Below are 26,539 nucleotides of genomic sequence, written 5' to 3' on the forward strand. Positions count from 1 at the left end.
GAACACATGATTGCAAATAAAAAATGTCTGTTCTTATTAGTTTTTCTTGTTACATGTTTAGGTTCCTATTCACAGTCTGTAACGAAAAGCATTATTCATCATGTATATGATGGACTCGTAGGCCTTGATAACACAGGGCTTTTTAATGGCCCCGAATTTAAGGATCAGTATTTAGACTCTTGGGATGACAGTCATATTTATCTAAACTCCTCTGCCATCATGAGTGGTACAGTCGTATATAACAATCAGTTTTATACCAAAGTATTGATGAAATATGATATTTTGGAGGATAATCTGATTATAAGATCCAATGACAAGTTGAATCATTTTCTGATTAAACCATTATCTGGGAATATCTCACAATTTAGAATTCATAACAAAACCTTTGTTAGGTTAATGGATGAGAAACTGAACCTTGAGGGTAATGGTTTTTTCGAGGCCGCCCTACAGGGTGAAAGGGTATCACTTTATATAAAGCAGGTCAAAAAGAGAAAAAGGCAAACCGTGGACAATGTTTTACAGTACCGCTTTTATCAGGACAATTATTACGTGTTGTTGTACAAGGGGAAATATCACACCATTTTTTCTATCAAGGATTTAAAGAATGTGATTCCTGATAAGTACAAGCAAATCCGAAATTTTCAAAAACAAAACAAAACTTTGTATAGAAACAACATGGATAGTTTTATGACTTCGCTTGTAAAATTTCTGGATGCAAATTAAACCAACCGCTATTGTGGTAAAACGCCGAATGAAAAAGAATCTGCTAATGTTTATTGCCCTGTTTGGCTTTATTTGTGTCATGCAGGGCCAAAATGAGCGGATCATAACCATAGCATTTGACAACATTCCTCTAAAAGACGCATTACTCAAGCTGGAGGATAAAACCAATTACTTTTTTTACTTTGAAGAAGTTTGGTTGAAGGATCACAGGGTTACCAAGAATTATAACAACAGGAAAATAAGGGCGATATTAAACGAACTGTTTGAAGAAACAAGCCTCAATTATTTTATAAAAGACAATCGTATCATCTTGCTGAACAATGCTATTGTTCTTGAACAGTTGCCCTTTGATTTTTTTGACGAAGGAAATTTAAAAGAAGAAATTCAGGATAGATCGGCTCCCATTTTTCAAGAGGAATTTCTGCCCAAAGGCACGAATAGAAAACGGGGTCCCATTACCATTGGCAAACAAAACCCTAACACAAGAGACAAGGAATTCACGATTTCTGGAAGGGTTACGAATATGAATAATAATGAGCCCGTTCAGAATTTGTCAATTTTCACAATAGATAGAGAAATCTATACAAATACGGACAGCGATGGGTTCTATTCTTTTAAATTGCCGCAAGGCCTGAATAGGCTGGAAACTAATTTATTGGGATATGAGAAGGTATACCAGGATTTGATAATATATGGGAACGGCGCCATGAACTTGGAAATATCCGAGGATGTTGAAGTATTGGATGAGGTAGTTGTAGAATCCAAAAAAAACGCAAATGTTAGGGACGCGGTGGTTGGAGCCTCAATAATCAATGTTGAGGGAATAAAGACAATACCTTTGGTGTTAGGAGAACGTGACATGCTAAAAGCAGCCTTAACATTGCCAGGAATCAAGACTGCTGGAGAAGGATCTGGTGGGTTAAATGTACGGGGAGGTAGGGCAGATCAGAATTTAATGTTGCTGGATGATATAGTAATCTATAATCCCACACATTTCTTGGGTTTATTCTCTGCAATCAATCCCTTTACCACGCAAAGTCTGGAAATCTATAAGGCAAGTATACCTGCTGAATATGGGGGGCGATTGTCTTCAGTCTTTGACATTGAGACGAAAATTGGTAATACTGAAAAGATTTCGGGAGAAGGGTCAATTGGCCCTATTACGGCCAACCTAGCTTTAGAGGTTCCGCTAATTAAAAAAAAGGCGTCCATAATTGCAGGTTTCCGAGCCACCTATGCCGACTATATTCTAAAGAATCTTGATGAAGAATCTTTGAATAATAGCGAGGCTTCATTTTATGACGGGATAGTAAAATATTCCCACGATGTGAATGAAAACAATTCGGTGCAGAGTACTATATATTATAGTAAGGACAAGTTTAGCATAACATCGGATTCTGTTTTTGGATACAGTAATGGACTGGTTTCTTTAAAATGGAACCATAAATTCAGTGAAAAGAGTAGGGCCAGTATAATAGTTGGTAATAGTAGATATCAATATGATATTCTTTATAAAGCTGAGGCAAATAATGACTTTGATTTCGGATATGTCCTGAACGAGAGCCTCTTCAAAGTGAACCTTTACAATGCCCTGAGTAATAAACATAAATTGAGCTATGGCCTTAGTAGTAAATTGTACGTTTCGGATCCAGGCACCATTAAACCAATAGGATCAGATTCCAATGTTCAACAAAGGAAGATAGACAGAGAGAAGGGGCTGGAATCAGCACTTTATATATCGGACCTTTTTGAGGTGGATGACAAATTGTTGCTTGACATAGGCTTACGTTATTCCCTCTTTGCCGGTTTGGGTGAAGCTTCCCAAAATGTTTATGTTGAAGGTGTGCCTAAAAGCGAAGGCTCAATTGCCGAAGTGCGTAATTATGGTAACAATGAAGTAATAAAGACTCATGGCGGGTTCGAATACCGCATTTCAGGACGGTATCTGTTGGACAAGGACCTGTCTCTAAAGGCCGGTTTCAATCGAACATTACAGTACCTACATTTGCTGACTACCAACACTACGATGTCTCCAACAGATATTTGGAAATTATCGGACCTGAACATTAAACCACAAAGGGCGGATCAATACTCCATAGGTATATTCAAGAATATTGTGGAGAACGATTTGGAATTTAGCCTTGAAGGTTATTATAAAAAAATGCATGACCTTTTGGACTATAAGATCGGTGCGCAATTGATCCTGAACGATGCTTTGGAAACTGAATTACTACAAGGCCAAGGGAAAGCATATGGTGTTGAAGCATTGATTAAAAAGACGGCAGGAAGATTTAATGGGTACCTTGGTTACAGTTATTCCAGGGCATTGATAAAATTGAACAGTGCAATACAGCAAGAGCAGGTAAACAACGGGGATTTCTTTCCAGCGAATTTTGACAAACCCCATGATTTATCGTTGATAGGAAATTACAGGTTTAATAAACGTATAAGTGCTTCGGCTAATTTTGTTTATCAAACAGGAAGACCAATTACTTACCCTGTAGGAAAGTTTATTTATGCCAATGAGGAACAGGTACTGTACAGTGATCGCAACCAATTTCGGATTCCAGATTATTACCGTTTAGATCTTGGAATAAACATTGAAGGCAACCATAAAAAGAAAAAAATTGGACACAGTTTTGTGAATATTTCGGTCTATAATGTTTTAGGAAGGAATAATCCATATTCGGTGTTTTTTGTAAATGAAGAGGGGCGAATAAAGGCGTTTAAAACCTCTATATTCTCGATTCCTGTACCAACCATTACATACAATTTTAAGTTTTAAAAGACCATGGGAAGGATTAGAACTAAAAACATACTGCTCTATTTTCTTTTTTTAGTGCAAACAACTTGTACAGAGCCCTTTGTCATTAAATCCATAGATTTTGATAGTGTACTAGTAGTGGAAAGCACCCTCACCGATGAGTTAAAAAGACAGGTTGTTAAATTATCCAGGACCATTGGCTTGGAAGAGTTTGGTGAAAGCACTGAGGGTTCCGCAGATGTAAATATCGAGGACAGTAATGCCACAGTATTCACTTTCTCTTATGACTCTAAGACGAAGACCTACCTTTCAGATATTGAGTTCCAAGCTGAGACGAATATCCAGTATACCTTAAAAATCAGAACCTCCGATGGTCGTGGCTATACTTCCAAAGTTGTTGGGCTTCCCCCTAAGTCCCAATTAGAAAAAGTCTATGCGGAGTTTGTTTCGGCAAACGGAAAAGAGGGCATACAGGTCTTTGTTGATTCGGATAATGCAACAGGTGCCGAGTATTTTAGATACGAGTATGAGGAGACCTATAAAGTAAGGCTCCCAGCAAATGCAAAATTTGATTGGGAGATTGTAAATTATAGCGATTTTACCCAATTTGGTGAAATAGTGCTTACCCCCAGGGAATGGTCTGACGAGGAGTTCTGCTATCCCACGGATAGTTCTGTTGGGTATGTCCAAACCTCAACAAATGACATGGAAGAGAAACGGATAACCCGTTTCCCGATACGGTTTATCGACAAGGAGAATCCTGTTCTTAGGGAGCGTTACAGTATCCTGGTAAGGCAGTATACCCAGAGCATTGAGGCGCATACCTTTTATAAGACCTTAGCAGATCTGAGTAGTGAAGAGAACCTGTTGTCCCAAGGTCAACCTGGTTTTGTTTCGGGCAATATTGCCTCAGATACCGACCCAGATGAAAAGGTACTGGGCTATTTTGGGGCCGCCTCGGTATACTCACAAAGAATCTACTTCGACCATAATGATTTTAGCTTGGATCTGCCACCGTATTTTGTGGAGTGCGTTTGGCTCATTTCTAATGAGATTAGTTTTCAAGAGTTAAGAAGAAAGCTTGAATTCGAGAACTACCAGGTTTATTCTACTGATGATATCGTGGAAGGCCCTCATTACATTACAAAATCGGAGTGCTCTAAATGCACTGCATTTTCAACACATATAAAACCCGACTATTGGGAGGACTAACCTATGAAACCTAAAGATCTGATCTTCGTATTACTTTGTATCACTTTTGTTGTAAAGGGCCAAATTTCCCGTGACCAAATTTTAGGGGATGTTCAGATTTTTCCAGATGAGAGGACGAAGCTGGTAATCAATACCAATATATTATTGGCAGGGGAACCACTTCAGTATAAAATCTATAACCATACCGATTCAAACACTTCAAGTACCTTGAGCAAGGTTGCCTATGTTTCACTTCGGGGGGTAAACGATTCTGTAATATTTGAACATAAGCTGAGATTGAAAAAAGGTATGAGTCAAGGGTCTTTTTTCATCCCAACAGGTTTGGAAACAGGTATTTATCAGCTTTTGAGCTACACGAATTTCTCATTGAATAATTTGGAAAATGGGATTACACCCAAAACTATTTACATTATCAATCCTTATGTAAAGGGGAATGTTCATTTGAAAAATGAAATCGATTCTGCCCAACGCGTTAGAATATTTCCCAGTACAGCTTCGGATGTCCTTCCTCGGCCAGAGGCCAGATATTTTTCCCTCAAAACCGATAAATCTATATATGCATTACGTGAGGAGGTGAATCTTACTGTAGAAAACCTGAATGACCAAGAAGGGTCTGGAAACTATGCGTTGTCGGTACGAAGACTTGATCCAATTCAAGTTTCGGAACCTCATGCGGAAACTGAAAAATATAGTATACGGGGCAGAAACCTTTTTTACCTTCCCGAACTTCGGGGTGAGCTTATTTTTGGAAGAGTACTGTCGGTTGATGGAGAGAAACCTATTGAGAACCAAGTGGTAGCGTTCACTGTTCCGGGAAAGGACTATATTTTTAAAATGGCAAAAACAAATCTTCAAGGACGGTTTTTTATCTCCATAGATCAGTCCTATGAAACTGCAAAAAGCATAATGCAGGTAGTAGGGCCTGATAAGGAACAATATAAAATTGTCTTAGAGGATGCTACTTTTGATTCAACCGAATTGAAATCGACTTATGACTTGCAGTTAAATCCGGAAATCAAAGATTGGCTGCAAGAAAGAAGCATCCAATTACAGATTCATAATGCCTACTTCAATGAAGAAAGTATTGTTGTATCCAAAGGAGAGAGCGGTGACCGATTTTATAGTAATATTGGTAGAGATTACTTTTTAGATGATTATACACGTTTTCCATCTATAAGGGAGACCATGGTTGAGGTTGTAGGTTTTGCGAGAATTCGGAGGAAGAATGGTAAGGAAGCATTTGAGGTGTTTGACCCATATAACCCATACAAGAAAGGACCTTTTAGTTCAAATGACCCACTACTATTAGTGGATGGCATACTGGTACAGGACCATGATGAGGTTTTAGGTAATAGTGCACACGACCTAGAGCGTATTCATGTATTTCCAGGGCCATACCGCTATGGACCTGAGGTATTTTGGGGAATTATTGATATTATCTCAAAAAATGGGGATTTTGTACCGCAACTGAGTGGTGAATACATAACGGAATTTGAATTGGAAGGCCCTATGTTATACAAAAGATATTCATCTCCTGATTATTCTACCAAGGCGCTCCAAAGGATTCCTGATTATAGGACCCAATTGTTTTGGGGGCCCAATGTTCGCCTCGATTCAAAAAAACTTACCCAACATTTTTATGTCTCCGATGTTCCAGGTACATACCGGATTTTATTAGAGGGATATTCTGATGAGGGGAGCTACATAATGGAAGAACATTTTTTTGAGGTTAAATAGGTTTGAAGCCTTCTAATTATTTCCCAAAAATTACTTTTATCATTTTGCTAAAAAAAGCTGAACGTAAGTTCAGCTTTTTGTCTTTTGTGGAGAATACCGGAGTCGAACCGGTGACCTCTTGCCTGCCAGGCAAGCGCTCTAGCCAGCTGAGCTAATCCCCCGACTTTTAGAGGGTCAAAGGAAATACTTTTTGTTTAAGTATCAAAATACTATATTCGTTTTCTTCAATCTAACTAAACATTATGACAGTTTTAAAGGGTAAAGTAGCGTACATTACTGGTGGATCAAAAGGAATAGGGCTTGGAGTAGCTCAATCATTGCTTAAAGAGGGAATGAAAGTGGCCATAAGCGGTAGAAGCGTAAAATCTCTTGAAGCTGCGGCTAGGCAGTTGAATAACAAAGAAAACGTTTTAATCCTTGAATCTGACGTAACCAAACATGTGGACGAAGAAGAGGCGATAAAAACCATTATTGGCAAATGGGGACAATTGGATGTGGTTTTGGCCAATGCAGGTGTTGGGCATTTTGCTCCTGTAGACGAAATGACCGAGTTGCAGTGGCATAATATGATCAATACCAACTTAAATGGTGTATTTCACACCTTAAAAGCCTCTGTAGAGGCTTTGAAAGTGTCTAAGGGATATTATATTACGTTAGCAAGTCTTGCGGGCACTAATTTCTTTGCCATGGGTGCAGGTTACAATGCAACAAAGTTTGGAGTTGTTGGTTTCACCCAAGCAGCGATGTTGGATCTTCGCAAATATGACATTAAAGTTTCTACAATAATGCCAGGCTCTGTAGCAACACACTTTAATAACAACGAACCTTCAGATAAAGATGCTTGGAAAATTCAACCTGAGGATATTGGTGAGCTGGTATTGGATCTATTGAAAATGCACCCAAGAACGCTTCCTAGTAAAATAGAAGTTAGACCAAGCAGACCAGATAAAAAATAACATCAAACCTCCTTTTCGACAAAAGGGATGTTGGGGTCACATATTTCAATAATTAATCTTTTTAATTCTGTACTGAAAGTCTTAAGGGTTTCAGTTGTAATGGTTTTATCCTTGCTGCGGCTGTTTCTTTTTTCTTTTGTTGCGAAACTCAAAGTACCAGCATTTAAGTTCTTAAAGGAAACAATACCTGCCTCAAGCTGATTTAAGGGAGCCTTATCGTTAAACATAAGGGCATAGCACAATAATTGGAATGCCTTACTAAATTTGAAGTCTTCGGTGATCAAAGACCAATCAAATATTTCAACTTGATTTAACATCACCTTTCCAGATTTGTAATCTAAGATACGCAGGACACCGTCTTTTTCATCAATACGGTCCAACTTACCTTTTAGTTTGACCGGAAACCCCAATTCGGGCATGTTCATTGTTATTTCCATTTTTTCTTCTAACCCAAGAATTTTTATCTGGGAATCTTGGCATTGCTTTATCTCCAAATCAATAAAATTCTCAACATATTTTATAATCACATTGTAGGCGATTAAGTTTTTACCTTGGATGGTATTCAAATTTGAATACGTTTTTGCAAAATGTTTCTTCACCAACGCCGTTATATTGGCTTTCATGCCTTTTAGAACCTCCTTGTTTAGATAACGACCAATAAAAGGTTTATACAGGTCTTCTAAAGTATCATGTATGATAGTTCCAAATGTATTTGCTGCAACGGTTTCTTCCACCTCCATTAAATCATTAATACCCAAAAGATTCTGCTTGTAGAAATCCATGGGGTTTCTAATGTAATTACTTAGTGAGGAAGGAGAGAATCCTTTAGTTGCTAGCTCTTTGATAAGATTTACTAGTGAAGCATCCTTGGTTATTTGGTTTTCTTTGTTTATTTCAACTTTTATTTCGGGTACCGCTATGAACTCTGTGATATTATCTTTGATATTCGTATCAGTTAAAAGTTGCGTTATTAATCGACTTCTTTCACCTCCTTCTAACACATCTGGTTCAGTATTATAAACTAGATACACATTTTTTGCACGTTGCAGTAAACGGTAAAAATGATACGTATAGACCGCATCTTTTTCTTTGAATGTAGGCAGCCCAAATGCTCTTTTTAAATCTAAAGGAACAAAGGAATTATTGGATTTCCCAGAGGGAATAATTCCTTCATTGACCGATGTGATGATTACTGTTTCAAAATCAAGATTTCTACTTTCCAGCATTCCCATCAATTGTAATCCTTCCAGAGGGTCACCTTTAAAATCCAAGTTTTCCATGGATAGCAATTCAACAAATAGGGCCTGTAAAGATTTTAAGTCACTTATAAAATCGTGTTCTTTAATCAATTGCTGCATTTGGTTGAAAACGCTATAAAATCTAAACAACTCTTCCAAAGCCAATTTGTTTTCTGAGGCCTGGAGCTTAGTTTTTAATATCGAGATTATTTGCAAACAGTGCTCAATAAATTGATTGGGCGAGGGAATTTGTTCAAAGAACAATTGAGTTAAGGTTTTGTTGGGATTCTTGGCTAAAGAATTAATTATGTTGTTATTTAAAAAAGTTAGATTGTTTAATTTAATACCAGAGATCAAAGATTCAGGCATATTTTCGTCCTGATCATCTAAAAGTAAATGGGTATTCGCATCGGATAAGAAGTTTAATACATTTTTATAATACCAACCATTGTTTTGTTTAGTTATATACAGGTTGAAAAATTGATTGAAAAAATTGTCAAAAGGTGATTTATTCAAGGGGTAGCCCATAGTGATATTCACCTTTTCAATTTCCGATGGGATAGCATTTAACAACGGGTTAAGTAATGCCTCATCACTTAAAACAATGGCGGTACGTTTTAACGTATCACTATTTTCATTATTCAGTGTTCTGAGAAGAGAACCCACAAATTTAACCTGTGAAACGTTTTTTGGCACGCCGGCTATCTGAATATTCTTTTCTTGTAAAAATGTAGTGCTGATTCCTTTAAGTGTGTTGTTTTGTAGATAGGGCCATTTTTTTTTGTGGTCTCTAATAAAATAGCCTGCATCATGTATTGGGTCATTAAGATAATAAGTATCCGCGTCCCAATAGATTTGGGCATTTTTAGTCTCAAGAATTCGCTGTATAATATTACTTTCCGATGTATTGAGAGCATTAAAACCTATGAAAATATGCTGAGTGGATTTGTTGGCTTCTAAATAGGTTTCTACCTTTTCGTGAGCTTTTCTATATATAAGCCCTTGGTGTCCTATTTTTTTTTGAAGCAGTCTTTCATTGAACGCAATATAAAGTTGGTGGAGATTGTTCCAAAATTTAATATAATCTTCGACCATCTTGGTCTTTTCAGATGCCAAATACCAATGATTGATTTCCTGGATGGCTGATAAGTTTGAAAAAAGCCCATCAACATCTATCAGGTATCTATCTATCTCGTTAATATCTTGTAATAGAGTTTGTCCCCACTTGGAGAAATCCAAAAAATGTTCTGGGTTGCCCTTGTTTTGTTCAAGGTAAGCATAGTATAGCTCGAAAAGTTGTCGAGTGTTAGTGGCCGTTGAGAGTCCTGAAATATTACCTATGAACTCTTCAATGCTAAATATTTCAGGTGAGAATATTGTATTTGAAGTAATTTTGGCAAGACTGTTTCTTAGAAACGTACCAGCCCTTTTACTCGGAAGGATGAATATAGTGTCCTCAAAACATTTTTGTTCACTATATATATTATTTACAACTTCTTCTATAAAACTACGCATAACCAAAAATAGAAAAAGCCCTGACAATTCTGTCAGGGCTTTTCAAATTTATTTTGATAGGTATTTCGAAGAAGAAATTACTTTACTAAGTTGATTTCAACTCTTCTGTTTTGTTTTCTACCTGATCTTGTATTGTTAGTAGCAATTGGCTTGTCTTCACCGTAACCGATTGCAGACAATCTACTAGAACCAATTCCTTTGTCGATTAAGAAATCACGAACAGAATTTGCTCTAGACTCAGACAATGTTTGGTTTAATTTAGCACTACCAACGCTATCAGTGTGACCTTCAACAGTAAACTTAGCAGTTGGGTACTCACTCAATATTTGAATGATATCAACCATTACTGAAGTTGACTCAGCTTTAATAGAAGATTTACCAGTGTCAAACAAGATAGTTCTTGCATAGTCGTTCAATTGTTTTTGAACTTCTTCAGTTACTTCTGGGCAACCATTGTTTGCAACAGTACCAGCAACATCAGGACATTGATCATCTTTATCTAAAACACTATCACCATCTTTATCAGTCCAAGGGCATCCTTTGTTTTCAGAAGGACCAGCTTCGTTAGGACAAGAATCATCTTTATCAGCAACACCGTCACCGTCAGCATCAGGACAACCTGCAAGAGCAGCAGTACCAGCTTCGTTAGGACAAGCATCATCTTTATCAGCAACACCGTCACCGTCAGCATCAGGACAACCGTTCATTTCTTTAGAACCAGCAGCATTAGGACAGCTATCTTTGCTATCTTCTATGCCATCGCCATCTGCATCAGGACAACCATTGAATGCCTCAAGACCAGCAACTTCTGGACAAGCATCATCTTTGTCATAAATACCATCACCATCGGTATCTGTACCACCAAATTTAATGGCAAGACCGGCTAAGTGTTGAAAATGCTTAACGCCATAATCTTCAAAAGCATGCTTATAGTTTGTTTGTAATGTAAGACCAATGTTTTCTGTAAACCAGAAATTAACACCTAATCCACCATTTACAGTACCAGCACCAATTTCATCAACCCATGTATAACCACCACCTATTTCTAAGAAAGGGTCAACAACAGTGTTTTTAGCAAAATTGTACTTAATAGTACCGTCAAGTGCATAATAAGAAAGATCATCAACAGATGTATTTCCCCATTTGCTAATTTTATTTAAGGAACCTCTTGCACCAACAGAGAAACCATCGCCTACTGATTTAGATACGCCAACGTAAGAGATAGAAGGAAGAATGTTCCAGTGGTCGCTTACATTAAAGAAGTCTTCACCAAACGAACTTACATCACCAGTTGGAAATACGTCAACGGCATTTACCCCAAAACTAACTTGCCAAGGGTTGTTCTCGTCTTGCGCTTGTATACTGTTAAAGCCTACTACAAGTAAGGCAACAACCATTAATTTGCTAAGATGTTTCATGTTCAAAATTTTAAGTTTAAGTGTTTATTAGCTGCAAATGTAAGTTGTTAAATATTATTAACAAAATCATACTCCCATTTTTTTTAACGCATTTCATGGGCGTAAAGATGCATTTAAACGATTTTTAATAGTTTACCCACTTCAACAAAAGCTGCGATGGCTTTATTCAAATGTTCAATTTCATGGGCGGCTGAAAGTTGCACACGTATTCTGGCTTTATTCTTTGGAACTACAGGATAGAAAAACCCGATAACATAGATGCCGCGTTCTAATAATAAGTTGGCCATCTGTTGCGATAATTTTGCATCATACAACATAACAGGAACTATTGCTGAGTCACCGTCGATGATATCGAATCCCGCATCTTTCATTCCTTTCTTAAAGTATTCGGTATTCGATTGAAGTTTATCTCTTAGTGAGGTGTCATTGGACAACATATCAAAAACCTTTATTGAAGCTCCTACAATGGCCGGTGCCAATGAATTTGAGAACAAGTATGGTCTAGACCTTTGTCTAAGTATTTCTATTATTTCTTTTTTCCCGGTTGTATAACCTCCCATTGCCCCACCAAGTGCTTTGCCTAATGTGCCGGTAACAATATCCACGCGGCCCATTACCCCTTTTTCTTCAAGCGTGCCCTTGCCTCGGGAACCAATGAAACCTGTGGCATGGCATTCATCTACCATTACCATGGCATCATACTTATCGGCCAAATCGCAAATTTTATCCAACGGCGCCAATAAGCCATCCATAGAAAAAACACCGTCAGTAACAATTATCTTAAAACGTGCCTGATCTTTTTGGGCTTGAATCAGCTGTTTCTCCAAATCCTCCATATTGCTGTTGGCATAGCGATAACGCATCGCCTTGCATAGACGAACCCCATCGATAATAGAAGCGTGGTTCAATGAATCCGAGATAATGGCGTCTTCTGCAGTTAACAATGGTTCAAAAACACCTCCATTTGCATCAAAAGCGGCAGCATATAGAATGGTATCTTCAGTCCCATAAAATTCAGCGATTTTTCTCTCAAGTTTTTTATGAATGTCTTGTGTGCCACAGATAAAACGCACCGAGGACATTCCAAAGCCGTGGGTATCCATGGTGTCTTTTGCGGCTTCAATCACTTCTGGATGGGATGAAAGTCCTAGATAGTTGTTGGCACAAAAATTTATTACTTCTTCACCTGTAGATATTTTAATAACCGCATCTTGGGGAGACGTGATTATTCTTTCTTGCTTAAAAAGGCCATCATTTTTAATAGACTCCAGTTCTTTTGTCAGGTGATCTTTTATTTTTCCGTACATAATATATAGTAATTAAATGTATTCAATTGTTATCTGGTCATTGATATAGGCTATGATTTTGTCCTTGATCTTGTAGCCCATATCTTCAAGGGCGGTTGCATAGGAATTTAATTGCCTAGAATAAGAAGCATTTTCTTTACCAGTTTTATAATCTATAATAGTAGCCTTTCCTTCATTTATTATTACTCTGTCAGGCCTTAATATTTCACCGTTTTTGGTAATTATCTCTTTTTCGTTTTTGACAACAACTCCTTTGGAATAGTACTTTTTAAGGTTGACATGATTAACGACATTCAATACTTTTTCTCTTAAAGGAGCAGTCTCTTCGTCATTTATTGCTCCTTTTTGCTCTAAATCTTTAAAAACAAGGTCAATATCGACACTGGTCTCAATCAAACCCATAATATAATGTATAAGGTTACCTCTTAAAAGTGCCTTCTCCTGTTTTGTATCCCATAGCAAACCAGCTTTTGTCATTATACTGAAATTAGGATTGTCCTTATTACTGTATTCAAAGGGAAATGATTTTTCCAAAGACAAATCCTCTTGAATATTGGGGTTAATTTTTAAAGACCCAAAAGTATAGATTAAATCAGTACTGTTCCAAAGGTTTTTGGTTTTCAAATAATGAATAAACACATCTGAATAATGGGTTTTTCGATTAGATTTTATTGAAGCTTCGTCTTTGATGGTAATTATGAACATGGCTTTTTCTGCCCGTGTCATTGCCACATACAAAATATTAAAAGCGTCCAACTCTAGTCTATGTTGCTCTTCTTCAAATACCTTCAAGGCATTACTCCCATATTCAAGAACTTCTTTTTTCTTGCTTATTAAAACTTCATTGAATCCGTTGAATTTTGACTGATCCACTGACAACCATAATTTAGGATCTATTTCTTTGTAAATGTTTGAGTTTGCAAACGGAAATATTACAATGGGAAACTCTAACCCTTTTGATTTATGAATGCTCATTATTTTAATCGCATTCAGGTTGTTTGGCGCGGCAATACTGTATTTGTCTTTTTTCTTTTCCCAGTTGACTAAAAATGTGTTTAGGCCAGCCCCTTCTTTTTGCTCAACTTCCAAAGCAATGTCCAAAAGAAAAGTTACAGACGCGTCAGAATCAGGAATAAGGTCAAAACATTTAATTGCGAGTTCCAAACCATCATAGACCGACATTTTCTTTAGGTTCGACAATTCGAAATTATAAGTCTCTTTCAAGAAGTCATCCAAATTGTGTAAATGTGCACTAATAATGGCATGTTTGTTTTCTTTCCCTCCAGCTAAAAAGTATAGGATATTGTAGCAGGCATTCAGATCATCTTTATGACCGGTATAATGCAAAAGATTAATAAGAAACTGAACTTTGTTGTTATTTGAAATCAACAATGAATCAGGGGAAACAATCGGGATTCCCTTTTTCGTTAAAAATTCGGCCAGTAGTATACCATGCTTATTGTCCCGAACCAAAATGGCAATTTCGTTTAATGCATAAGATTTCTGCAGAATAGATTGAATGGTGGAAAAGACTTCTTCACAATACAATTCATCTAAATTCTGCTCCTGATCTTCCTCAAGAAATGTCATTTGAACCAAACCACCTTTTTTGTTGTTTGATTCTTGTTGGTTGCCCTTTTCGAATAAGTCTTGATATAGCCCGTTGTTCAAAAACGGACTGGTCCTGTTGAAAAAGTCATTGTTAAATTTTATTACATTTTCATGACTTCTATAATTTGAGGGCAGGTCGTAGGTTTTGGGTTCAACTACAAAAGGATTAGTGTGTTCATTGACCAAACTTAAAAATTGTTCTGCTCTACCACCCCGCCAACGATATATAGCTTGTTTTGCATCGCCGACCAAAAACAAAGAGCCGCTATTGCCTTGTGTATCTTCCCCTTCCAAAGCATTGCTTATCAAAGGTACAAGATTGTTCCATTGAAGTTCAGAGGTGTCTTGAAATTCATCAATGAAATAATGCCGATATTTTTCTCCCAAACGTTCATAAATAAAAGGCGCAGGTTGGTTTTTTATTTCATTTGAAATTATCGTGTTGAATTCTGAAATTGATAATAGCCTGCGCTCTTCTTGAATGTTTTTCACTTCTTTTTGAATTGCGTTCAATACGGTTAAAGGCAAAAGGTTTTTGTAAATGTTTTGCAAGAAAAGTGTTTGATGAAATATATCTTTGATCCTATTGAAAATTGAAATGAACTGTGGATGTAGATTATCTAAAATGGTCTTAATATCCTCGGGGCAGGTTTTTGTGTAAAGGGGGGTAGTTTCAAAGTTTTGTTTCCAACCAGCATTAAAGTCAAAGTCAATTTCACCATTTGCTATCTTCATCATGAATTTAGGGAAATAACCAGATTTGAAATTTTCGATTACCAAACCATTATTCTCAATTGTCATAATAACTTCAGAGGCTTTTTGAATCAACTCTTGCTTGAAGTCCTGAATGTTTTCAGAAAGAATTTTCTTTAGCTCTTCAAAATCAGAAACCTCTTTGTCCTTGATAAGACTTAAATGTTTGGCATTGGTTTCATTGAAAAGAAGTTTGCCAATTTTGTTCAGATCAAAAGAAACATCCCATGTTTTGTCTTCATTTATTTTTTCCAGGGCAAAATCCATAAGAACCTTGGTCATTTTTTTGTCCTGACCTACTTTCTCCAAAAGTTTGTCGACCGCTTCACTTAGTAATAAGTCAGTATCCAGTACTACCTCAAAGTTTTGTGCAATCTTTAGGTCTTTGGCGAAGGTCCTGATGATTCTATGCGTAAACTTATCTATAGTCGAAATATCAAAGAAACCGTAGTTATGTAAAATGTCTTTAAGTGTTCTTTTGGCTTTTTTCCGAAGTGCATCAACTTCTAAATCGAGTTCGGACATAAGGTCACTAAACAATACAGATGCATTGCCAACTTCATCAGTATTTGAAAATTCAAAAAGACTACTAAGAATCCTTTCTTTCATTTCATTAACCGCTTTATTGGTAAAAGTAATGGCTAAGATTTGACCATATGAATTAGGGGATGAGAGGACTATTTTGAGGTATTCCTTAGTCAGAGTATGGGTCTTACCAGAACCGGCAGAAGCATTGAATATTTTGAATGGATTACCTGACACGTATTTTTAAATGCAAATTACATATTCTAAAATTGTTCTTAACAAATTATTATCTCAATATATCTATCAAAAAATGTAAATTTGAGAAACATTATATTCTAACATAAAAATTACGACTATGGCTTTTGAACTACCAAAATTACCTTATGCATATGATGCATTGGAACCACATATTGATGCCAGAACTATGGAAATTCACCATACTAAACATCATAACGGATATACTAATAACCTTAATGGTGCAATAGCAGGAACAGACCTTGAAACCAAATCCATAGAGGATATCCTCGCAAATTTGGATATGGATAATGGTGCTGTTCGCAACAATGGAGGTGGTTTTTATAATCATGCGTTGTTCTGGGAAATAATGTCTCCGGATGGAGGCGGCGAACCTTCAGGTGAACTGGCTGATGCCATAAATGAGGCTTTTGGGTCATTTGAATCTTTCAAAGAAAAATTTAGTAAGGCTGCAGGCACTAGATTTGGTTCTGGATGGGCCTGGCTATGTGTACATAAAGGGGGAAAGGTAGAAGTTTGTTCTACTCCGAACCAAGATAATTCACTTATGCCAAATGTTGGTTGCGGTGGCCATCCTATTTTAGGTTTGGATGTTTGGGAACATGCATATTATTTAAACTATCAGAATAGAAGACCTGATTATGTGAACGCATTTTTCAATGTTATAAATTGGAGCAAAGTATCTGAATTATACGCTGCAAATAAGTAAGTAGGTAAAAGCAGTTATTTTAAAAGACCCGATAGAGAAATCTCTCTATCGGGTCTTTTCTTTTTAAATAGAAAAGGGCGGAGAAGCCTCCACCCTTTTCGTCCCAAATCTTACCATAAACTTAACCTACTTATGCTATGGCATGACTAAATTACTGGTATTGCGGGAAATAAAAAAGAATTTTTAACAAATTTTAGGTTTATAAAGCAGTCCACATATGTATTATGATCAATAAAAGTGAGTTTCCCCCTATTAATTATAGAGTAATAAAAAAGGTAGAGCATTGCTCCACCTTTTTCCCCAAATCTTACCATGAACTTAACCTACTTATGCTATGGTCCTCCAAACATAGGGCATTAATCAAAACACAAAAAAGGTTTTAGACAAGCTTCCTGATCTATGGTTGAAATACGTTTTCTACTGTTTAGTATTACAGGGATTATAAGAAGAGATTTGAGATGTAGATAAAAATAAAAAGGTGGAGCATTGCCCCACCTTTTTCCCCAAATCTTACCATGAACTTAACCTACTTATGCTATGGTCCTCCAAACATAGAACATTAATCAAAACACAAAAAAGGTTTTAGACAAACTTCCTGATCTATGGTTGAAATGCGTTTTCTACTGTTTAGTATTACAGGGATTGTAAGAAGAGATTTGAGATGTAGATAAAAATAAAAAGGTGGAGCATTGCCCCACCTTTTTCCCCAAATCTTACCATGAACTTAACCTACTTATGCTATGGTCCTCCAAACATAGAGCATTAATCAAAACACAAAAAAGGTTTTAGATGAAAACCCATATCCTTGGATAAAGTGTAAGGTCAGATAAAAATATCACTTTGATATTTTGTCGAATATGGAAATAGCAGGGAATGGGAATAGGTGTCATACGTGAGCAAAATAAAAAAGGTGGAGAAGTCTCCACCTTTTTTGCCCCAAATCTTACCATGAACTTAACCTACTTATGCTATGGCAAGTCTAAAGTAGGCGGGCATGGTTCCATACGGACTAAAAACCCGTTCAAATGCATATATTATCGATGAACTACACAATATTGTGTAGTTCATCGATAAAAGGTTTAATAGGCCCTTTCATTTTTTCCCTCAAAAAAGTTGATAAATGCTTGGTTTACCACCCTGTTGCCTCCGGGTGTTGGGTAGTTTCCAGTAAAGTACCAATCCCCTAAATTTTTTGGGCAGGCTTCATGTAGGCTTTCGATGGTCTGATAAATAATTTTTACCTCTGCTTTAATACCTTTTGGGCTTAAAAGTTCACCGATTTTTGCAGAAATCTGGTCGGCAGTAAATGGGGCATAGAAATCTTTTACATAATTAACTACATCATTGTCATGCGAGTTGGCTTGTTCTTTACATTTCTGATATATCTTTTCAACTACATCCAAACTACTTTGGTCTTTGTGTAGCGCCAATGCTGCTCTAAAAGCGGCAAAATCCTCTAATTTTGCCATATCAATTCCGTAACAGTCTGGGTACCGAATTTGAGGGGCAGAAGAAACAACGATTATTTTTTTCGGAGATAACCTATCCAATATTCTAAGAATGCTTTTCTTAAGTGTTGTACCACGTACAATACTGTCATCAATTATGACGAGATTATCATCTTTATCCACAGAGCCATATGAAATGTCATAAACATGGGCCACAAGGTCATCCCTGCTACTATCTTGGGTAATAAAGGTCCTAAGTTTGGCATCTTTTATGGCCACTTTTTCGATTCTGGGTCTCACAGCCAAAATATTGTGTAATTCTTCCCTAGTAATTTTTGTGCCAATCGATAGTATCTGTTCTTCCTTTTTTTGGTTCAAATAGTTTTGTGCCTCCTTGACCATTCCAAAAAATGAGGTCTCAGCTGTATTCGGTATATAAGAAAAAACGGTCTTCTTTATATTATGGTCAATGGCATCTAAAATTTGGGGAAATAAAAGTTTCCCGAGCTCTTTTCTTTCTTGATAAATTTCTTTATCACTTCCTCTCGAAAAATAGATGCGCTCAAAAGAACATGCTTTTCTTTCTTTCGGCTTTAAAACTTCCTGAATTGAAGAACTTCCGTCTTTTTTAATAATGATTGCACTTCCTGGGTCCAGTTCACTAACTTTTTCAAAAGGAACATTAAACACGGTTTGAATCGCCGGCCTCTCAGAAGCAACAACAACTATTTCATCATCTTTATAGTAATAAGCTGGTCTTATTCCTGATGGGTCTCTAAGGACAAATGCATCACCATGGCCCAACATTCCTGCCATCGTATACCCGCCATCAAAATTTTTGGCCGCCCTTCTTAGAATTTTCCTCAATTTCAATCGTTCAGCAATCAAAGGGGAAGCCTCAAGTTTATTATACCCTTCTTTCTTTATTTGCTTATATAACTTTGCAACTGCGTCATCCAAAAAATGACCAATTTTTTCCATAACTGTTACAGTATCCGCCATTTCTTTTGGATGTTGGCCTAACTGAACAAGGTTGTCAAATAGCTCATGAACATTGGTCATGTTAAAATTACCGGCAACAATAAGGTTGCGATGCATCCAATTATTCTGTCTTAGAAAAGGATGCACACTTTCTATACTGTTCTTTCCGAAAGTACCATAACGCACATGACCTAAAAGTACTTCACCTATATATGGAATGTTTTTTTTCTGAGCGGCAACATCATCCTTGTATTCTGGATGTTCAACAAACGCCGTATTGATCCGATCATTGATTTGGTCAAAAATATCTTGAATAGGCTGTTTTTGAATTGAGCGTACACGGCTCATATAACGCTCGCCGGCATCCATATCTAATTTGATACTTGCAAAACCAGCACCATCCTGGCCTCGATTGTGTTGCTTCTCCATCATAAGGTACATTTTGTTTACCCCATAAAAGGCTGTACCATATTTCTCCTTATAATACTCAAGCGGTTTAAGTAAACGTATTACCGAAATTCCACATTCATGTTTAATTGCGTCACTCATCAATAATCTAGATTAAAAAACCCCAACAAATTTGTTAGGGTATGTCATTATTGTAATTCAATATCAAATTGGGTCAAAGCTTTAAATTGATGCAGTCTCTTATTTACTTCATCTCTGTTTAAATTATTCATTCTTTCGGTCCCAAAACGTTCAACACAAAATGAAGCCAAATTTGAACCATGAATAACAGCGTTCTTTAAATTATTGAACGATGTGTTTTCAGTTGCTGCCAAATAACCTGCAAATCCGCCAGCGAATGTATCACCTGCTCCGGTTGGGTCAAAAACTTCTTCTAACGGTAAAGCCGGCGCAAAGAAAACATTATCTTCATTAAAGAGCAATGCCCCATGCTCTCCTTTTTTTATCACCACATATTTAGGTCCCATTTTCTGTATCTCCTCAGCGGCTTTTACCAAAGAGTATTCATTAGTTAGCTGTCTAGCCTCTTCGTCATTGATGGTAATTACATCTGTGTGTTTAATAACTTCGATCAATTCTGCAAGGGTATTGTCCATCCAAAAATTCATAGTGTCCAAAATAACCAATTTTGGTCTTTGTGACATCTGATTGATTACGCTCATTTGGACGCTTGGATGTAAATTTCCTAACATGACAACATCTGAATCCTTAAAGTTATTGGGAACTACTGGATTAAAATCTGCAAGGGTATTTAGTTCGGTAACCAAAGTATCTCGCGAGTTTAAATCATTGTGGTATTTGCCCTTCCAGAAAAAAGTCTTTCCTCCTTCAACAATTTCTAAAGAAGAAATATCAATGCTTTTATTTTTTAAAAGGTCAAGATATTCTTGCGGAAAATCATCGCCAACAACAGAAACAATTGCCGATTGTACTTCAAACTGAGAGGCTGCAAGTCCAATAAAAGTCGCAGCGCCACCCAAAATCTTGTCAGTCTTTCCAAAAGGTGTTTCAATAGCATCAAAAGCGACGGTGCCAACAATCAGTAATTTACCCATTAAATATAAATTTTGCTGCAAATATACATTAATGAACTTCTAAAATCCAGAGCTAACAACCCTAATTCTAAAAAATCATTCTCGGTATTATTTTCTGCCAAAATCGGCAGGAATTTCGCCCCAGGCCTTTGTTTCCCATTTGACGATTGGGGTGTTGTAAGAATTATTTTTAAGCCATGAAATGGCGCGACGAATTAAATCGAACAATACTTTGTTATCTTTTGTCTCGACCAGTTTGGTATTGCATGTCTTTTTGCGAACCCAACTCATGGCTGTCCTGGAATCGGTATATATTATTCTATCGCTTTGATGTTGTTTCAAAAATGCCAGTCCATGTACAATTGCCAAAAACTCACCTATATTGTTTGTTCCTTCTGCAAAAGGACCTTGCCTGAACAATTTTTTACCTGTTTTTGTGTCGACTCCCTGGTACTCCATTACTCCTGGGTTTCCACTTGAAGCAGCATCAACTGAAATGGAATGGTTATTTGGATCTCCGATTTTTAGCAATTGCTCTGGAGTTAAACTTGCCTTTGAATTCTTTTTACCTTTATATTCTTCGTAATTTGAGTTATAGGCTTTTTTGGCTTCGTCAAAGGTTGAGAATGATTTGTATTGTGCTCCTTTATAGCCGGTAATTGCAGCTTTGCAATCTTCCCAAGTAGAGTATACACCAGGTCTTTTACCTTTCCAGACTACATAAAATTTTGACTTTTTTGCCATCAGAGACCCACTAATAATTGCTCAATTACTTTAGGAAAATGTTCGTATTCCAAGGCGTGAACCTTCGAAGCTATATCTTCAACTTTATCGTTGGAAGTTACTTTTGTTTTGGCTTGATGAATTATAGCGCCTTCATCATAATTCTCATTTACATAGTGAATGGTGATTCCGGTTTCAGTTTCACCTTGCTCTTTCACAGCTTTATGCACATTGTCACCATACATACCCTTACCCCCATATTTGGGCAGAAGAGCTGGGTGAATGTTGATGATTTTATTTGGGAAAGCTCTTATTATTTTCTCTGGTATTTTCCATAGAAACCCTGCGAGAACAATCAAATCGGGTTTGACGCTTTTTAACAAGTCAAGAACACAGTCGGTATGTTGAAAAGCAGTTCTATTGAAATATAAAGAACGGATATTCAATCTATTACATCGGTCTAAAACTTTGGCATCCCTTTTGTTAGTCAATACCATGGCTATAGTAACGTTTGTACTTTCCTGAAAATGCTGTACTATGTTTTCAACATTAGATCCAGAACCAGAGGCAAAAAGAACAATATTTTTCATTTAAAGAATAAGCGTTACCGAAGAAGAATTATTTTGGGCTAAAATAATACACTTGTGTTTAAATTTCTTAAATTACCTGACATTTTAACGACAAATGGTGTTATTAAACCAAAGTTTTTTATTTTTGCCAACAATTTAAATTTTTAAAACAATATTATTATGTCAGACATTGCATCAAGAGTTAAAGCTATCATCGTTGATAAACTAGGAGTTGATGAAAACGAAGTGGTAACGGAAGCTAGCTTTACTAACGACTTAGGGGCAGATTCACTGGATACTGTTGAGTTGATTATGGAATTCGAAAAAGAATTCGATATTCAAATCCCTGATGATCAAGCTGAAAATATCGCAACAGTTGGCCAAGCCATAAGCTATATAGAAGAAGCAAAGTAATCATATGATTGCTTAAATACGTTAATAAATATCCATGTGGTAATAATGCTGCATGGATATTTTTATTTAATTTCACTTGGCTTATTAATATAAAATTGGTTCAATGCAATTAAAGCGAGTTGTAGTTACAGGATTAGGTGCGTTGACACCTATTGGTAACAATATTGAAGAATACTGGGATGGTCTTGTAAATGGTAAAAGTGGTTCAGCGCCCATTACTTATTATGACAGTGAAAAATTTAAGACCAAGTTCGCTTGCGAGCTTAAAAATTTTAATGCCCAAGATCATTTTGACAGAAAAGAAGCCCGCAAATTAGACCGTTTTGCACAGTATGCATTGGTGTCTTCTGATGAGGCGATTCTTGACTCCAAATTGGATTTGGATGCAATTGATAAATTTCGCGTGGGGGTGATCTGGGGAGCTGGTATTGGTGGCTTGGAAACCTTTCAGAACGAGGTTATTAATTTTGCGGAAGGGGATGGAACTCCTAGATTTAATCCATTTTTTATCCCTAAGATGATTGCAGATATTGCTCCTGGCAACATCTCAATCAAACATGGATTTATGGGCCCTAACTATACCACTGTTTCGGCTTGTGCTTCATCTGCGAATGCGATGATAGATGCACTTAATTATATTCGACTAGGCCATTGCGACATTATTGTTACTGGTGGCAGTGAAGCTGCTGTAACCATTGCAGGAATGGGTGGTTTTGGAGCAATGCACGCACTTTCAAAAAGAAATGACAGCCCAGAAACGGCCTCAAGGCCTTTTGATGCCACAAGAGATGGATTTGTCTTGGGTGAAGGAGCGGGAGCATTAATTCTTGAGGAATATGAACATGCCAAGGCAAGAGGAGCAAAGATTTATGCCGAAGTAATTGGTGGTGGTATGTCTAGTGATGCTTATCACATGACTGCGCCACATCCTGATGGAATAGGAGTGGTTAAGGTAATGGAGAATTGTTTGAGAGATGCTGGGATTGGGATTGAAGAAGTAGACGCCATAAATACACATGGTACATCAACCCCTCTTGGTGATGTTGCAGAGTTAAAGGCAATTACGCAGGTCTTTGGCGATCATGCACCCAACATTAATATAAATTCCACAAAATCTATGACCGGGCATTTATTAGGTGCTGCCGGGGCAATTGAGGCAATTGCGTCTATATTGTCTATGAAGCATGGAATTGTACCACCAACAATAAATCATACCACAGTTGATGAGAATATTGACCCCAAGCTAAATTTAACATTAAATAAAGCGCAAAAAAGAGAGGTAAATGTTGCTATGAGTAATACCTTTGGTTTTGGCGGGCATAATGCTTGTGTAGTTTTCAAGAAAATCAGCTAATTAGATAATGAATTTCCCATCCAATATATTTAATTCCCATTCCAAACAGGATGGGGATTTTTTTTTGGGAATAACTAAGATTTTGGGGTTTAAACCCAAAAATTTAAAGATATTCAAGAAAGCATTTCTTCATAGATCGGCCAACCGAAAAGATGAAGATGGTAACCCAATGAATTACGAACGGTTAGAGTTTTTGGGAGATGCAATGTTGGGAACCATTATTTCCAAACACTTGTATAACGAGGTGCCAGATGGGGATGAAGGATATCTTACAAAGATGCGCTCTAAAATTGTAAGTAGAGAGCATTTGAATGAATTGGGCAAAGATCTGAACCTAATAAAGTTTGTTGAGAGTAGGATTCCTAAAACACATTTTGGAGATAATATTCACGGCAATGTTTTTGAAGCTTTAGTAGGGGCTATTTATTTAGACAGGGGATACAACTACTGTGAAAAGTTTATTCATGAAAGGGTAATTTTACCTTATGTTGATATTGAACAATTAGAAGGAAAAGTAATAAGCTATAAAAGTTTGGTCATTGAGTGGTGTCAGAAGCAAAAGAAAAGCTTTAAATATAACGTCTACGAGGATACGGGAAAAGACGTGCTCAAACATTTTGCTGTTAAACTATCGATAGGTGATAATGTAGTTGCTAAAGCACGGGCCACTTCAAAAAAGAAAGCTGAGGAAAGGGCATCAAAAAGGGCCTTTTTTGCACTTCAAGACAAGATGGACAAAACATGATGATTTAAAGAATCATTACTAAAACGTTATAGTTTGCTCAAAATGACCTTTAGGCTTTGGTAGCTTAGGCAGTATTCTTTATTAATTATATATTTACGTTTTTTGTGCGCATATGGCGGCAATACATAAAATTAGTGAAGATTTTTACGAAGATTCCTTTACGCTGATAGCGTTACATACCAGTATGGAAGATTATGCTGCTGTGTATGCCATTAATTTGGAAGTTAGATCCATATTTAGGAGATCATCGGCAGATTTGGAGTTATCTGAGTTTAGGTCGTTTCCTTTTTTTGAATGGGAAGATGGACAACATGATCGTTACTGGACTTTGATTACAAATAAGAGTACAAAAAAAGAACGCTTGGTAAGAGTAGGTCTTTTTCAAGACGAGCCTTCATTTACGGAACACTATTTAGTGCCAGAGTATAAAGATGTTGATTTTTTTATTAAGATTGAACATGATGATGACTTAGATGAGTCTTTGCTAGTTAAAAGCTTACTTGCGATACCAAAAATAGTTACTGCATATAGTATTGATGCAGATGAATTAAAATCAAAAAACAACTTAATTTTTTAAGTGATGCCAAATATAAAGAAGACGAAAATAGTTGCAACCTTAGGTCCTGCTACAAGCAAAAAGGAAGTGATTATTGATATGATAAAGGCTGGTGTTGATGTCTTTAGAATTAATTTTTCACATGCTGATTATGAAGATGTTACCGCACGTGTAAAAATGATTCGTGAGGTTAATGAAGAAATAGATTCCAATATCGCAATTTTAGGAGATTTACAAGGGCCTAAACTAAGAGTAGGTGTTATGTCGGGTGAGGTGGTTGTTACTCCCGGTGATGAAATAGATTTTGTTACTGGCGAACCTTTTGAAGGCAATTCTGAACGGGTTTATATGAACTATGCAGCTTTCCCAAAAGATGTAAATCCAGGAGAGCGAATATTATTGGATGATGGTAAGTTGATGTTCGAGGTAGTTTCAACCAATAAAAAAGATAAAGTAAGGGCAAAGGTAATTCAAGGTGGTCCACTTAAATCCAAAAAGGGGGTTAATTTGCCCAATACGAACATTTCTTTACCAGCACTTACAGAGAAAGATGTTAAAGATGCAAAATTTGCTATATCATTAGATGTAGATTGGATTGCACTTTCCTTTGTAAGGCATAGTCAGGATATAATCGACCTTCAAAATATTATTAAAGAGCACGCCGAACACAAGATTCCTATTATTGCGAAAATCGAGAAACCCGAAGCTGTAGAGAATATAGATAAGATTGTTTCTTATTGTGACGGACTAATGGTTGCTCGTGGAGATCTAGGAGTTGAGGTTCCTGCCCATGAAGTGCCCTTGATTCAGAAAAAATTAGTGCTGAGGGCAAAAAAAGCTAGAATTCCGGTAATTATCGCTACGCAAATGATGGAGACTATGATTACCAGTCTTACACCAACTCGTGCTGAGGTAAACGATGTTGCCAATTCTGTAATGGATGGTGCTGATGCTGTTATGCTTTCCGGGGAAACCTCTGTTGGAAATTACCCTGTTCAGGTAATTGAAAAAATGGCCAGTATTCTTGAAAGTGTAGAGAATTCAGATCTGATAACCGTTCCACAGGAGCCACCACATATTAGAACCAACAGATACATTACAAAGTCTGTGTGTTATCATGCGGCAACTATGGCAAATGAAATCAAGGCCAAAGCAATATCAACTTTGACCAATAGTGGTTATACAGCTTTTCAGATATCGGCTTGGAGACCAAGTGCTCATATTTTGGTATTTACATCCAACAAAAGAATTTTGACCCAATTGAATTTACTTTGGGGTGTAAAGGCCTTTTATTACGACAAGTACGTTTCTACAGACGAAACTATTGAAGATGTAAATGGGATAGCCTGTAAAAAAGGATTTTTGGATGTCGGAGATATGCTTATCAGCCTTGCGGCCATGCCTATCAAGGACAAAGGTATGGTAAACACACTTAGGGTTACCGAGATAGAAACCTGTACCTTTTAATACTGGTTTTTATAAAACGAGGTAAGGTTACAAGCTTTGAAAGGACTAATAGGTTCT

The 26,539-nt window shown here is 36.9% G+C and carries 19 protein-coding genes and 1 tRNA gene; 11 read left to right on the top strand and 9 right to left on the bottom strand.

Annotation, left to right across the window (positions count from 1 at the left end):
- Positions 1–6: 6 nt before the first annotated feature.
- From FB2170_RS07655 to FB2170_RS07670, 4 genes are read left to right on the top strand one after another with little or no spacing between them, the layout of a single operon-like run.
- Positions 7–723: a hypothetical protein gene (locus FB2170_RS07655; protein WP_148232078.1), complete on the top strand. Its 717-nt coding sequence runs from the start codon at positions 7–9 to the stop codon at positions 721–723.
- Complete coding sequence (locus tag FB2170_RS07660) at positions 713–3,508, top strand: carboxypeptidase-like regulatory domain-containing protein (protein WP_013305964.1); 2,796 nt, start codon at positions 713–715, stop codon at positions 3,506–3,508. Before FB2170_RS07655 ends, FB2170_RS07660 begins: the two co-directional genes overlap by 11 nt.
- Before the next feature lie 6 nt (positions 3,509–3,514).
- Positions 3,515–4,699: a DUF4249 domain-containing protein gene (locus FB2170_RS07665; protein ID WP_013305965.1), complete on the top strand. Its 1,185-nt coding sequence runs from the start codon at positions 3,515–3,517 to the stop codon at positions 4,697–4,699.
- Positions 4,700–4,702: 3 nt separating this feature from the next.
- A complete protein-coding gene (locus tag FB2170_RS07670; RefSeq protein ID WP_013305966.1) occupies positions 4,703–6,436 on the top strand; it encodes a hypothetical protein in 1,734 nt (577 codons plus the stop codon).
- Between the two features lie 87 nt (positions 6,437–6,523).
- Here the strand turns inward: FB2170_RS07670 and FB2170_RS07675 are convergent.
- Positions 6,524–6,597, bottom strand: a tRNA-Ala gene (locus FB2170_RS07675).
- An 81-nt stretch (positions 6,598–6,678) separates the two neighbouring features.
- On the opposite strand from FB2170_RS07675, the gene FB2170_RS07680 reads away from it, so the two are divergent.
- Entirely contained in the window at positions 6,679–7,392 is a 714-nt protein-coding gene (locus FB2170_RS07680; protein ID WP_013305967.1) for an SDR family oxidoreductase, read from the top strand.
- 2 nt (positions 7,393–7,394) lie between these two features.
- Here the strand turns inward: FB2170_RS07680 and FB2170_RS07685 are convergent, their stop codons facing one another.
- The 4 genes from FB2170_RS07685 to FB2170_RS07700 all read right to left on the bottom strand — a co-directional run bounded on the left by FB2170_RS07685 (position 7,395) and on the right by FB2170_RS07700 (position 15,996).
- Entirely contained in the window at positions 7,395–10,145 is a 2,751-nt protein-coding gene (locus FB2170_RS07685; RefSeq protein ID WP_013305968.1) for a PD-(D/E)XK nuclease family protein, read from the bottom strand.
- Between the two features lie 77 nt (positions 10,146–10,222).
- Positions 10,223–11,563 (bottom strand): OmpA family protein, encoded by a 1,341-nt coding sequence (locus FB2170_RS07690; protein ID WP_013305969.1) that lies wholly within the window; start codon positions 11,561–11,563, stop codon positions 10,223–10,225.
- A 113-nt stretch (positions 11,564–11,676) separates the two neighbouring features.
- A complete protein-coding gene (gene kbl / locus FB2170_RS07695) occupies positions 11,677–12,870 on the bottom strand; it encodes a glycine C-acetyltransferase (protein WP_013305970.1) in 1,194 nt (397 codons plus the stop codon).
- A gap of 12 nt (positions 12,871–12,882) precedes the next feature.
- Positions 12,883–15,996, bottom strand: coding sequence for a UvrD-helicase domain-containing protein (locus FB2170_RS07700; protein ID WP_013305971.1), 3,114 nt, complete (start codon positions 15,994–15,996; stop codon positions 12,883–12,885).
- A gap of 118 nt (positions 15,997–16,114) precedes the next feature.
- Between FB2170_RS07700 and FB2170_RS07705 the strand changes: the two genes are divergently transcribed.
- Positions 16,115–16,723 carry a superoxide dismutase gene (locus tag FB2170_RS07705; protein WP_013305972.1) on the top strand — a complete coding sequence of 203 codons (609 nt, stop codon included), beginning with the start codon at positions 16,115–16,117 and terminating at the stop codon, positions 16,721–16,723.
- A gap of 1,079 nt (positions 16,724–17,802) precedes the next feature.
- Here the strand turns inward: FB2170_RS07705 and FB2170_RS07710 are convergent.
- From FB2170_RS07710 to purN, 4 genes are all read right to left on the bottom strand, one after another.
- The gene (locus FB2170_RS07710) at positions 17,803–19,701 is read right to left on the bottom strand and encodes an amidophosphoribosyltransferase (RefSeq protein ID WP_013305973.1); all 1,899 of its coding nucleotides are present in this window, start codon (positions 19,699–19,701) and stop codon (positions 17,803–17,805) included.
- A 47-nt stretch (positions 19,702–19,748) separates the two neighbouring features.
- Positions 19,749–20,675, bottom strand: coding sequence for a PfkB family carbohydrate kinase (locus tag FB2170_RS07715; protein ID WP_013305974.1), 927 nt, complete (start codon positions 20,673–20,675; stop codon positions 19,749–19,751).
- 87 nt (positions 20,676–20,762) lie between these two features.
- Complete coding sequence (locus FB2170_RS07720; RefSeq protein WP_013305975.1) at positions 20,763–21,398, bottom strand: viroplasmin family protein; 636 nt, start codon at positions 21,396–21,398, stop codon at positions 20,763–20,765.
- The gene (purN, locus tag FB2170_RS07725; protein WP_013305976.1) at positions 21,398–21,967 is read right to left on the bottom strand and encodes a phosphoribosylglycinamide formyltransferase; all 570 of its coding nucleotides are present in this window, start codon (positions 21,965–21,967) and stop codon (positions 21,398–21,400) included. The genes FB2170_RS07720 and purN overlap by 1 nt, the downstream gene beginning before the upstream one ends.
- A 159-nt stretch (positions 21,968–22,126) precedes the next feature.
- Here purN and FB2170_RS07730 point away from each other — a divergent pair, with 159 nt between their 5' ends.
- The 5 genes from FB2170_RS07730 to pyk all read left to right on the top strand — a co-directional run bounded on the left by FB2170_RS07730 (position 22,127) and on the right by pyk (position 26,482).
- On the top strand, positions 22,127–22,360 hold the full coding sequence (locus tag FB2170_RS07730) for an acyl carrier protein (protein ID WP_008269813.1): 234 nt from the start codon (positions 22,127–22,129) through the stop codon (positions 22,358–22,360).
- A 103-nt stretch (positions 22,361–22,463) separates the two neighbouring features.
- Positions 22,464–23,714: a beta-ketoacyl-ACP synthase II gene (fabF, locus tag FB2170_RS07735; RefSeq protein ID WP_013305977.1), complete on the top strand. Its 1,251-nt coding sequence runs from the start codon at positions 22,464–22,466 to the stop codon at positions 23,712–23,714.
- A gap of 7 nt (positions 23,715–23,721) precedes the next feature.
- Complete coding sequence (gene rnc / locus FB2170_RS07740; protein WP_013305978.1) at positions 23,722–24,459, top strand: ribonuclease III; 738 nt, start codon at positions 23,722–23,724, stop codon at positions 24,457–24,459.
- A gap of 112 nt (positions 24,460–24,571) precedes the next feature.
- A complete protein-coding gene (locus FB2170_RS07745) occupies positions 24,572–25,036 on the top strand; it encodes an IPExxxVDY family protein (protein WP_013305979.1) in 465 nt (154 codons plus the stop codon).
- 3 nt (positions 25,037–25,039) lie between these two features.
- Complete coding sequence (gene pyk, locus FB2170_RS07750; RefSeq protein ID WP_013305980.1) at positions 25,040–26,482, top strand: pyruvate kinase; 1,443 nt, start codon at positions 25,040–25,042, stop codon at positions 26,480–26,482.
- The last annotated feature ends 57 nt before the right edge of the window (positions 26,483–26,539 follow it).

Source organism: Maribacter sp. HTCC2170 (genome assembly GCF_000153165.2).
Lineage (GTDB): Bacteria > Bacteroidota > Bacteroidia > Flavobacteriales > Flavobacteriaceae > Maribacter_A.

Coding starts and splice junctions, on each gene's coding strand:
- FB2170_RS07655 (WP_148232078.1), top strand. CDS start 7: ATGATTGCAAATAAAAAATGTCTGTTCTTATTAGTTTTTCTTGTTACA.
- FB2170_RS07660 (WP_013305964.1), top strand. CDS start 713: ATGCAAATTAAACCAACCGCTATTGTGGTAAAACGCCGAATGAAAAAG.
- FB2170_RS07665 (WP_013305965.1), top strand. CDS start 3,515: ATGGGAAGGATTAGAACTAAAAACATACTGCTCTATTTTCTTTTTTTA.
- FB2170_RS07670 (WP_013305966.1), top strand. CDS start 4,703: ATGAAACCTAAAGATCTGATCTTCGTATTACTTTGTATCACTTTTGTT.
- FB2170_RS07680 (WP_013305967.1), top strand. CDS start 6,679: ATGACAGTTTTAAAGGGTAAAGTAGCGTACATTACTGGTGGATCAAAA.
- FB2170_RS07685 (WP_013305968.1), bottom strand. CDS start 10,145: ATGCGTAGTTTTATAGAAGAAGTTGTAAATAATATATATAGTGAACAA.
- FB2170_RS07690 (WP_013305969.1), bottom strand. CDS start 11,563: ATGAAACATCTTAGCAAATTAATGGTTGTTGCCTTACTTGTAGTAGGC.
- kbl (WP_013305970.1), bottom strand. CDS start 12,870: ATGTACGGAAAAATAAAAGATCACCTGACAAAAGAACTGGAGTCTATT.
- FB2170_RS07705 (WP_013305972.1), top strand. CDS start 16,115: ATGGCTTTTGAACTACCAAAATTACCTTATGCATATGATGCATTGGAA.
- FB2170_RS07710 (WP_013305973.1), bottom strand. CDS start 19,701: ATGAGTGACGCAATTAAACATGAATGTGGAATTTCGGTAATACGTTTA.
- FB2170_RS07715 (WP_013305974.1), bottom strand. CDS start 20,675: ATGGGTAAATTACTGATTGTTGGCACCGTCGCTTTTGATGCTATTGAA.
- FB2170_RS07720 (WP_013305975.1), bottom strand. CDS start 21,398: ATGGCAAAAAAGTCAAAATTTTATGTAGTCTGGAAAGGTAAAAGACCT.
- purN (WP_013305976.1), bottom strand. CDS start 21,967: ATGAAAAATATTGTTCTTTTTGCCTCTGGTTCTGGATCTAATGTTGAA.
- FB2170_RS07730 (WP_008269813.1), top strand. CDS start 22,127: ATGTCAGACATTGCATCAAGAGTTAAAGCTATCATCGTTGATAAACTA.
- fabF (WP_013305977.1), top strand. CDS start 22,464: ATGCAATTAAAGCGAGTTGTAGTTACAGGATTAGGTGCGTTGACACCT.
- rnc (WP_013305978.1), top strand. CDS start 23,722: ATGAATTTCCCATCCAATATATTTAATTCCCATTCCAAACAGGATGGG.
- FB2170_RS07745 (WP_013305979.1), top strand. CDS start 24,572: ATGGCGGCAATACATAAAATTAGTGAAGATTTTTACGAAGATTCCTTT.
- pyk (WP_013305980.1), top strand. CDS start 25,040: ATGCCAAATATAAAGAAGACGAAAATAGTTGCAACCTTAGGTCCTGCT.